At 34.4% G+C, this 9379-nt stretch carries 6 protein-coding genes and 1 pseudogene; 6 read left to right on the top strand and 1 reads right to left on the bottom strand.

Features of this window, described 5'->3' with window-relative positions; translation table 11 throughout:
* Nucleotides 1–41 precede the first annotated feature (41 nt).
* Entirely contained in the window at nucleotides 42–374 is a 333-nt protein-coding gene (gene ytrH, locus RTL21_RS20070; protein ID WP_031534915.1) for a sporulation membrane protein YtrH, read from the bottom strand.
* A gap of 655 nt (nucleotides 375–1029) precedes the next feature.
* Between ytrH and RTL21_RS20065 the strand changes: the two genes are divergently transcribed.
* From RTL21_RS20065 to RTL21_RS20040, 6 genes and pseudogenes are all read left to right on the top strand, one after another.
* On the top strand, nucleotides 1030–3039 hold the full coding sequence (locus RTL21_RS20065) for a DNA polymerase III subunit alpha (RefSeq protein ID WP_312098479.1): 2010 nt from the start codon (nucleotides 1030–1032) through the stop codon (nucleotides 3037–3039).
* Between the two features lie 757 nt (nucleotides 3040–3796).
* Nucleotides 3797–5665, top strand: a complete 1869-nt coding sequence (ltrA, locus tag RTL21_RS20060; RefSeq protein WP_312098478.1) for a group II intron reverse transcriptase/maturase — start codon at nucleotides 3797–3799, stop codon at nucleotides 5663–5665.
* A gap of 112 nt (nucleotides 5666–5777) precedes the next feature.
* Entirely contained in the window at nucleotides 5778–7184 is a 1407-nt protein-coding gene (locus tag RTL21_RS20055; protein ID WP_312098477.1) for a helix-hairpin-helix domain-containing protein, read from the top strand.
* A gap of 162 nt (nucleotides 7185–7346) precedes the next feature.
* Nucleotides 7347–7967 (top strand): FadR/GntR family transcriptional regulator, encoded by a 621-nt coding sequence (locus tag RTL21_RS20050; RefSeq protein ID WP_312098476.1) that lies wholly within the window; start codon nucleotides 7347–7349, stop codon nucleotides 7965–7967.
* A 69-nt stretch (nucleotides 7968–8036) separates the two neighbouring features.
* A complete protein-coding gene (accD, locus tag RTL21_RS20045) occupies nucleotides 8037–8906 on the top strand; it encodes an acetyl-CoA carboxylase, carboxyltransferase subunit beta (protein ID WP_312098475.1) in 870 nt (289 codons plus the stop codon).
* Nucleotides 8900–9379: pseudogene (locus tag RTL21_RS20040) on the top strand (acetyl-CoA carboxylase carboxyl transferase subunit alpha); the annotation flags it as partial. The gene accD and the pseudogene RTL21_RS20040, both read left to right, overlap by 7 nt.

Genomic DNA, 9379 nt, shown 5'->3' with positions numbered 1-9379 from the left:
CGCTGCACTGCCTGATTTTTATAATATGGTGGAATTCTCATTTAAATATACTCCTGTGTGATCCATTTAATAATCGTAATGCCAGTATGCGCACCACCGAAAGCAGATACAATTAATAATATTTGCTTAAATAAGTCTTTTGTTCCCGCATCATAAATTCCTTTTTCAATGGTATCAATCGCATCAAATGTACCACCAATAGCAGTGACAATTGCCCAGATTTTTATTATTCCGGAAATGCGAATGATCTCTGTAATCAGTGGTTTTCCTGTTAGAAATGCAGCGAGACCGCCTAATAGTGCACCTCCTAATATAACACCTAATGCGATAAAGTAGCTTTCGATGAAGGTGGGGAAAAATGGTTGTTGATTCATACGTTTACCTCTCTATCTTTAGTAGTTTTTGTCTTCTACAGAAAATGGGACAAAGTAAAATAGTAAGGATTTTAGGCATCTCCAGAGAGCTCAAAATTCTGTTTTTAGATTTTAATGTTTCTTGGTGTATTCATAATGGTTTTAAAAACTAACTTGATGGAAATTTGTAAAGCAATTATCTATAAAACTTCTATTCTTATTATTATGGACAATCTATTGTATTTATGAATGATTTTAAAGCCATTCTTTTATAATGCCCTAATGCTGTAATCGATGGGATTTATTTAAAGGGATTATTATATATATTCTGTGAGAAAAGACACAGCAGAAAAAGTGGTAATAAAGGAGGGGATTTTTTCTAATCCTCCTAAAAATCTCATAGGATTTTATCATTTTGAAGAGGCGGCATTTCGCCTATATATAAGGGGGGAAAGTTTATCTAGCTATTTAAGCTTTCTATAAAGAGAACATATTTTCTTTTTTTGCTGTGAACATCTATAATGAAAGGAAAAAGGTTTTTTTGCTAGACAATATAAGTAAGTTTAATTGGGACGATAGAATTGGTAGTTTAAAAAAAGTTCTCTATCTAATATAGTAAAAAATTACTCTCCTTATAAAAGGGAAATAAAAAATTTACAAGAAAAGTGGTGAATTTATGTCTTTTGTACATCTTCAGGTTTCTAGTGCATATAGTCTTTTATCTAGTACTCTTTCGATTAAAGAGCTAGTAAGTAATGCTAAAAAGCAGGGCTATCATTCCATTGCTCTAACCGATCGTAATGTTATGTATGGGGCAGCTTCCTTTTATAAAGAATCGCTGCAGCAAGGAATAAAACCGATTATCGGACTGACAGTAGATGTAATAAGTGAATGGGACTCGGAAAAAGCCTATCCATTAGTGTTATTAGCAAGAAATGGCCTTGGATTTAAAAATTTATTAAAAATCACTAGCGCGATTCAAACCAAAAATCCACTGGGAATTCCCGTAAAATGGCTAAAGCATTACGCGAAAGGCTTGATTGCAATTTCACCTGGAAGGGAAGGGGAAATTGAACAAAATATCCTTCATGGTAACAAGGAATCAGCACGAAATACATTATTACAATGGAAGTCCATATTTGAACAAGGGCAATTCTTCTTATCTATTCAAAGACACGGCCTTTCCTTAGAGGAAACTTTAAATGAACAGCTAAGACAATTGGCTATCGAAGAAGAGGTGAAGCTGGTAGCGACAAATAATGTATTTTACCTCGAGCAAGAAGATCATTTTGCTTTTGAATGCTTAAAGGCAATCAAAAACGGGGAGAAGCTATCAGATTTAGAGCAAAATGAATGGAATTCCGATCAGCATTATTTAAAAAACAAAGAGGAAATGTTAGCACTATTTAATGATGTCCCAGATATTCTCGAGAATACGTGGAATATAGGAGAAGCTTGCCAAATTGAAATGGAAGGTATACTTGCTACTTTGCCTAAATATACTGTTCCTGCAGACAAAACTGCCGAAAGCTATTTGAAAGAATTATGCATTGCTGGTTTATATGAAAGATATCCAGAGCCCTCAAAAGAGCATATAGCGCGTTTAAATTACGAGCTTGAGATTATTGGGAAAATGAAATATAGTGACTATTTCTTAATTGTTTGGGATTTTATGAAGTTTGCACGAGAGAATAATATCCTAACTGGTCCTGGAAGAGGATCGGCTGCTGGATCGATCGTTTCCTATGTTTTACATATTACAGATGTAGATCCTATTATGTATCAATTGCTATTTGAAAGATTTTTAAATCCAGAGCGAATTTCGATGCCGGATATCGATATTGATTTTCCAGATAATAAGAGAGAGAAAGTTATTTCTTACGTGAAAAACAAATATGGAGAGCTTCATGTTGCACAGATTATTACATTTGGTACGCTTGCTGCTAAAGCTGCCTTGCGTGATGTAGGACGAGTATTTGGCTTATCCATGAAAGAGCTAGAAGAGCTTTCGCAGATGATTCCATCTAAACTAGGAATCAACCTTAAACAAAGCTATCAAGAATCAATTCGCCTGCAGCAATTTATTGCGTCATCCCCTCGAAATAAAAAGCTGTTTGAAACAGCTTGTAAAATCGAAGGGCTTCCAAGGCATACATCTACCCATGCTGCTGGGGTTGTCCTTAGTCAACAGCCACTTGTTGAAATTATCCCGATTCAAGGTGGCCATGATGATATTTACTTAACACAGTATAGCATGGAATACTTAGAAGAACTTGGGTTATTAAAAATGGATTTTCTTGGTTTGAGAAATCTTTCTTTTATTGAATCGATTCTTGATATGATTTATAAAGCAACGAAAAAAAGAATAAATATAAGAGAGATACCGATTGATGATCCAGCTGTGTTCCAGCGCTTAAGCAAAGGGGAGACAACGGGGATTTTTCAGTTGGAGTCAGAAGGGATGCGTAACGTATTAAAAAGGTTACACCCGACTGATTTTGAAGATATTGTAGCTGTTAATGCTCTGTATCGTCCAGGTCCAATGGAGAATATCCCACATTATATCAATAGAAAACATGGGAAAGAGTCCATTAACTATTACCATACAGATTTAGAAGAAATATTAAGCAGCACATATGGGGTCATTGTTTATCAAGAGCAAATCAGTGTGACACGTTTCGCATAAGGAATACATCCGAAAAGCGACATACCTATAAAAGGTATAGAACTTATAACTTGAAGTTAGGAATGATAGGGTAACGCCTTGAAACTAACTCCCTAATACTCCAACATGGGATAAAATTTTAGGAACTTTATCTTATGAAGCTTGGTGAAGTCGGCAGAAGCAACCTAAGTCAAGAAAGATACAAGTAGAGATTGGTACAAAAGTGACTAGAGTCCACCTGTCAGGAAAGTATTTAGTAATTGATATGGTTCGTGATATGCCGGGGGTCTACAAAATACTCATGGTGAGAATGTTTATGTATTAAAAACTGACGAACTTCCGAATGTAAGTGTCTAAAGTTCTAGATAGTCGAAAGGCTATTACCACTTTATATGTGGGGTTAGTGAGGTAAAGTAAAAGTTGATTTTATGAAATACCTTATAGTGTTACAGGCACTATCAAAGCTAACAGGCGCAAAGGAAGCACCTAAAAGTATATGTAAAGATAAAGTTATGGGAACGTGGAAAGCTTAGAACGTGGAGAAAACCTAATTTCGATGAAACGGTAATAAGGAAAAGCTTAAGGCTATAACTTATTTTAATCTAAGTGAAAGTAGTGCCACAGTACCGAAGAAACCATGATAATAAGTGGTGGAGGGATAGGCACAAGTCAAGAATTAAATTCAAAAGTTATAATAAGGTAATCAGAGGTTCGAGTAAGACTAAGAGAGGTAATCCACTTTGAGTGAAAACTCAAAGGAGGTACACCGACTTTGACAATGTATGTAGAAGAAAAGGCTTTGAAAAAGGGTTCGCTTAGATTCAATGAGTACTATGATATCCAAAGTGTTTACGATAATCTTTATAAAGATTCCCAACAAGGTAAAGATTTTAAAAGGGTTATGGAAATAGTAACCAGTAGAGAAAACATTTTGGTAGCATATAGGAAAATAAAATCAAATAAAGGAAGTCTAACAGCGGGTTGTAATAAGAAAACGATTAAGGACTTAACAAAATTTAATCCTGATGAAATTGTGGAATATGTTAGAAAGAGACTTAGTAACTATCATCCACATAAAGTTAGAAGAGTTCTAATTCCTAAGGCAAATGGTAAACAAAGACCTTTAGGGATACCAACGATAGAAGATAGGATAATACAGCAATGTATAAAACAAGTACTTGAACCAATATGCGAAGCTAGATTCTATGATTATTCTTTTGGATTTAGACCGAACAGAAGTACAAAACATGCAATTGCAAGATGTTATCACATAATGCAGAGAAGTTATTTGCATTATGTAGTGGATATAGACATAAAGGGATTCTTCGATAATGTCAATCATGGTAAACTGCTTAAGCAAATTTGGAGTATGGGAATCAAAGATAAAAGATTGATTTCAGTTATTTCCAAAATGCTCAAGGCAGAAATCATTGGAGAAGGAATTCCAGATAAGGGAACTCCTCAAGGTGGAATCCTATCGCCACTATTATCAAATATCGTTCTTAACGAACTCGACTGGTGGATACATTCCCAATGGGATGGATTAAAAACTAGACACCAATATAGCTGCTCAATATCAGTTAACAGAGCTTTACGGAAAACTAATTTGAAAGAAATGCATATTGTGCGATATGCAGATGATTTTAAAATCTTTTGTGGTACTCTAACAGAAGCAAGAATAATCAAAGAAGCGACAACGAAATGGTTAAAAGAAAGATTATTCTTAGATACAAGTGAAGAAAAGTCCAAAATAGTTAACCTTAAAAAGAACTATTCAGAATTTCTTGGATTTAAAATGAAGGTAGTTCGTAAAGGGACAAAATGGAGTGCGCACAAAAAGAGTAGCAAAGATAAATTTACTGTAAAGTCAATAATGAATGATAAAGCATTGAGCAAATCTATTGAAAAAGTCAAATCGGTTGTAAAACAAATACAACATAGTAAACCAAAAGAGTTGTCTAAGAATATAGGGATATATAATGCGACAATAAGTGGTTTACACAACTATTACAATGCCGCGTCTCATGTGAGTAAAGATTTTCATAAAGTGGATTACCTTACTTTAAATATTAGGAGAAATCGCTTTAAATACATTGAAACACCATCTGGGACTATGAGTAAATTTATTAAAGATAATTACGGTGAGAGCAAAGGAATCCATTTCTTATGTAGTCAAGCAATAATACCGATTGCTAAAATATCACATAAGGCTCCAATGCAATTCAAAAAGGAAATATGCAATTACAGTGTCAGGGGAAGAGCACTAATTCATCAATCATTAAATTATGACATTCAAAGAAAGATTCAATATCTAATGAAAACCCCATTACTAAGTGAAAGCATAGAGTACAATGACAACCGATTATCCTTATTCTCAGCCCAAAATGGTAAGTGTGGAATAACAAACAAAATATTAGATATTGGTGAAATACAATGTCATCATATGAAGCCTAGAAAATTAGGCGGAGATGACAAATACCAAAACCTAATAATAGTAAGAGCGAAAGTTCATAGGTTAATTCATTCAACAAATCCTGAAAAGATAAAAGAATTGTTATTTGAATTAAATCTTAAAGAAGAACAAGTTCGAAAAGTAAACACACTTAGAAGAAAATGTAGATTAGAAGCGATAACAGTTAATATTTAAAGCCTTACATTCGAAATCATTGAAAACCTTATTAGATAATAAATGAATTCAAATCTTGATGGAACGCCGTATGAGGTGAAAGTCTCACGTACGGTGTGGAGTGGGGGAAAAGTTGGAGATAACATCAAATACTTACCTATCACTATTGCAAATAGCTTCGAAAATGGCTGGATTTACATTAGGAGAGGCAGATTTATTAAGAAGAGCAGTTAGTAAAAAACAAAAAGATGTACTGGAGAAAGAAAAAGTCCATTTTGTAAAAGGAGCTCAAAGAAAAGGATATCACGAGAAAACAGCGAATGAAATATATGAGCTAATTGTGCGATTTGCTAATTATGGTTTTAATAGAAGCCATGCAGTAGCATATAGTATGATTGCTTATCAGCTTGCTTATTTAAAAGCTAACTATCCACTATATTTTATGGCTGCATTATTGACATCATCTATCGGAAATACTGGGAAAATACTTCAATATATTCAGGAATTAAAACAGATGAATATCGAATTGTCCCCGCCATCCATTAATCAAAGCCATTACTTTTTCCGAGTCGAAAAGAATAAAATTCGTTATAGTTTAGTTGCGATAAAAGGGATTGGCGGAAATGTAATGAGAGAAATACTAAAGGCAAGGAATCAGAAAAAATTTGAGGATTTATTTGATTTTTGTATACGTGTTTCTCCTAAGATAATGAATAGAAAAGTGATGGAAATGCTTATTTATTCAGGAAGCTTTGATGAATTTGGCGAGGACCGTGCTACTTTGCTGGCATCAATTGATGTGGCAATTCAGCATGCACAGTTAGTTCATCCTGAGGATGAGGAACAGAATGATTTGTTTAGTGAAGATGATTTCTTTTTCAAGCCGAAATATGTAGAAGTGGAACCACTCAAAGTAGAGGATAAATTAGCTTTAGAAAAAGATGCCCTAGGATTTTACTTGTCTGACCACCCAGTATCTATTTATAAGCATCATCAGGCTGCTTTACAAACAACCCCTATTAATGAAATGGAACTAAACAAGAAACAAAGAAGTATTGTGTATATAACAGAATTAAGTGCCATTCGTACAAAAAAAGGAGAACCTATGGCATTTATACAGTTAAGTGACCAAAGCGGAGACGTTCAAGGCGTCGTTTTTCCAATTGTCTTTAAGAAATATCAAGATCTTCTTACACCAGGTGAAATGGTCTACTTGGAAGGGAAATGTGAAGAAAGAAATGGAAATAAACAATTAGTGATTCAAATAGTTGAATCAATGGGAACAATAGTCCAATCACTCCCTAAAAAGGAGCATAAGTTGTTTATTAAAGTTATGAATGAGGAAAAAATGCTTAACCAAAAAGTAAAACTGCTTTCCATTATGCGAGACTTTCCAGGAAATACACCGGTTATTATTCATTATGAAGAAACTGGAAAAAACATTGTCCTAAACGAAGAATATAAAATTTCTCCAAGTAAAGAATGTATCGCTGAATTATCGGCTCTACTAGGTGCTGAACAAGTTATCTTAGCGGAATAAAACTTTACAACTTTTAAAAGATGGTATATTGTTTAATAAGCTAACTGGTCAGACCACTTGGCGGAATTTTTTTGAATTGGATTATTTTGTACTTATACTTTATTTATTTTCTAATTATTATTTGCCTTGTTTGGGCAAGAAAGAAGTGAGTGATGACTTAAGGTGAATGAATCATCTTCAAAGGAATCCAAATTATATGTGGATATTGTAAATCATTTACGAGAAATGATTGATCAGAACGGCCTAAAACCGGGGGACAAGCTTCCATCTGAGCGGGTATTAAGTGAAACCCTTGGAGCAGGAAGGTCATCCATTAGGGAAGCCTTAAGGGCGTTAGAGCTACTTGGACTTATTGAAACCAGAAAAGGCGAAGGAACCTTTCTTCGTGATTTTCAAGGCCATAAATTAGTAGAATTGATCAGTACATTCATATTGAAGAATGATAAAGCAAAGCAAGACGTCTTAGAGACGAAAAATTATATTCAATTAAACGCTCTATATATTGCAATGGAAAAAATAACAGAAGATGAAATCGAACATTTAAAACAGTGGGTGAATGATCAAGAAATATCAGAAAGTGAATTTTTCTTTCAACTAATTAAAATTGCTGATAATTTTTTGGTCCATCGATTATGGACGATTTTGAATGACTATTATCACTCATTAACGATTCCTGCAAAAGAATGGAAGAGGGAGGATTACCTCCTTCTTTTAGATGCATTAAATCAAAAGGATCAAATGAAATTATGGAGTGTATATAGGAATTACAATAACTTTAAATGAATAATGGTGCATGGGAATGACAGGAATCCGATTCAAATCTAAATTGTTACTTATGGGGAGGTTTCCATATTGATTAAGGGGATATTTTCGAAATCGAAAAAACTTAAATATGCAACATTGCCTTCTGAGTTATCGAAAAATGAAGTACCAGAAGGTATTATGACAAAATGTTCTAATTGTAAGAAAATAATGTATACACGTGAGCTACAGAAGAATTTAAAGGTGTGTTTAAACTGTGGCTATCATCTGCCAATGAAGGCATATGAAAGAATGAATAGTATTCTGGATGAAGCAACTTTTACGGAGATAAATGAGGATATGAGAACAGGCAATCCTTTACAGTTTCCTGGCTATGAGGATAAGATTGCTGGAGATATTCAGAAAACCAATATGAATGAAGCGGTTGTTACTGGTACTGGTGAAATAAATGGAAATAAAGTAGTGATAGCTGTAATGGATTCTTCTTTCCGAATGGGGAGTATGGGATCAGTAGTTGGAGAAAAAATAACACTTGCAATCGAAAAGGCTGATGAGCTTTCTGTACCATTTATTATTTTTACTGCTTCTGGTGGAGCAAGAATGCAGGAAGGCGTTCTAAGTCTGATGCAAATGGCTAAAACGAGTACGGCATTAAAACGATTTAGTGATAATGGCGGTTTATATATTACGATTATGACACATCCGACAACAGGAGGAGTTTCTGCGAGCTTCGCCTCACTTGGAGATTATAATTTTGCTGAACCTGGAGCGTTAATTGGCTTTGCAGGACGCCGAATAATTGAACAAACAATTGGTGAGGAGCTTCCTGAGGACTTCCAGACAGCAGAATTTTTACTCAAACATGGTCAATTGGATGCAGTTATACCAAGATTAGAATTAAAAGAAAAGCTTAGCTTAGTGCTTGAAATGCATCAAACTGGTGGTGAATTAGAGTGGTAGGATTAGATTTTGATAAGCCGATTAATGAATTAAAAGATAAGATCAAAGAGTTAAAAGATTTCTCGGAAAATGCAAATGTTGATTTAAGTACGGAGATTGAAAAATTGGAAATCCGTTTAAAAAAACTAGAAAAAGATGTCTATGATAATATGAAGCCTTGGGATAGGGTGCAAATTGCAAGACACCCAAATAGACCAACTACTCTTGATTATATTTCCTGTTTATTTACAGATTTTATCGAATTGCATGGGGATAGAGGCTTTGGAGATGATCAGGCAATCGTAGGTGGTATTGCAAAATATAAAGGATTGCCAGTAACAATTGTTGGTCATCAGAGAGGGAAGGATACGAAAGAAAATATTCGCAGGAATTTTGGAATGCCACATCCAGAAGGGTATCGCAAGGCGCTTCGCTTAATGAAGCAAGCGGATAAGTTTAATCGTCCTATTATTTGTTTTATTGATACCAAAGGT

This window comes from Niallia sp. (genome assembly GCF_031978665.1).
GTDB lineage: Bacteria > Bacillota > Bacilli > Bacillales > Cytobacillaceae > Niallia.
Note: the sequence above shows the minus strand (reverse complement) of the source record. Positions and strands in the feature narration are given on the sequence as shown.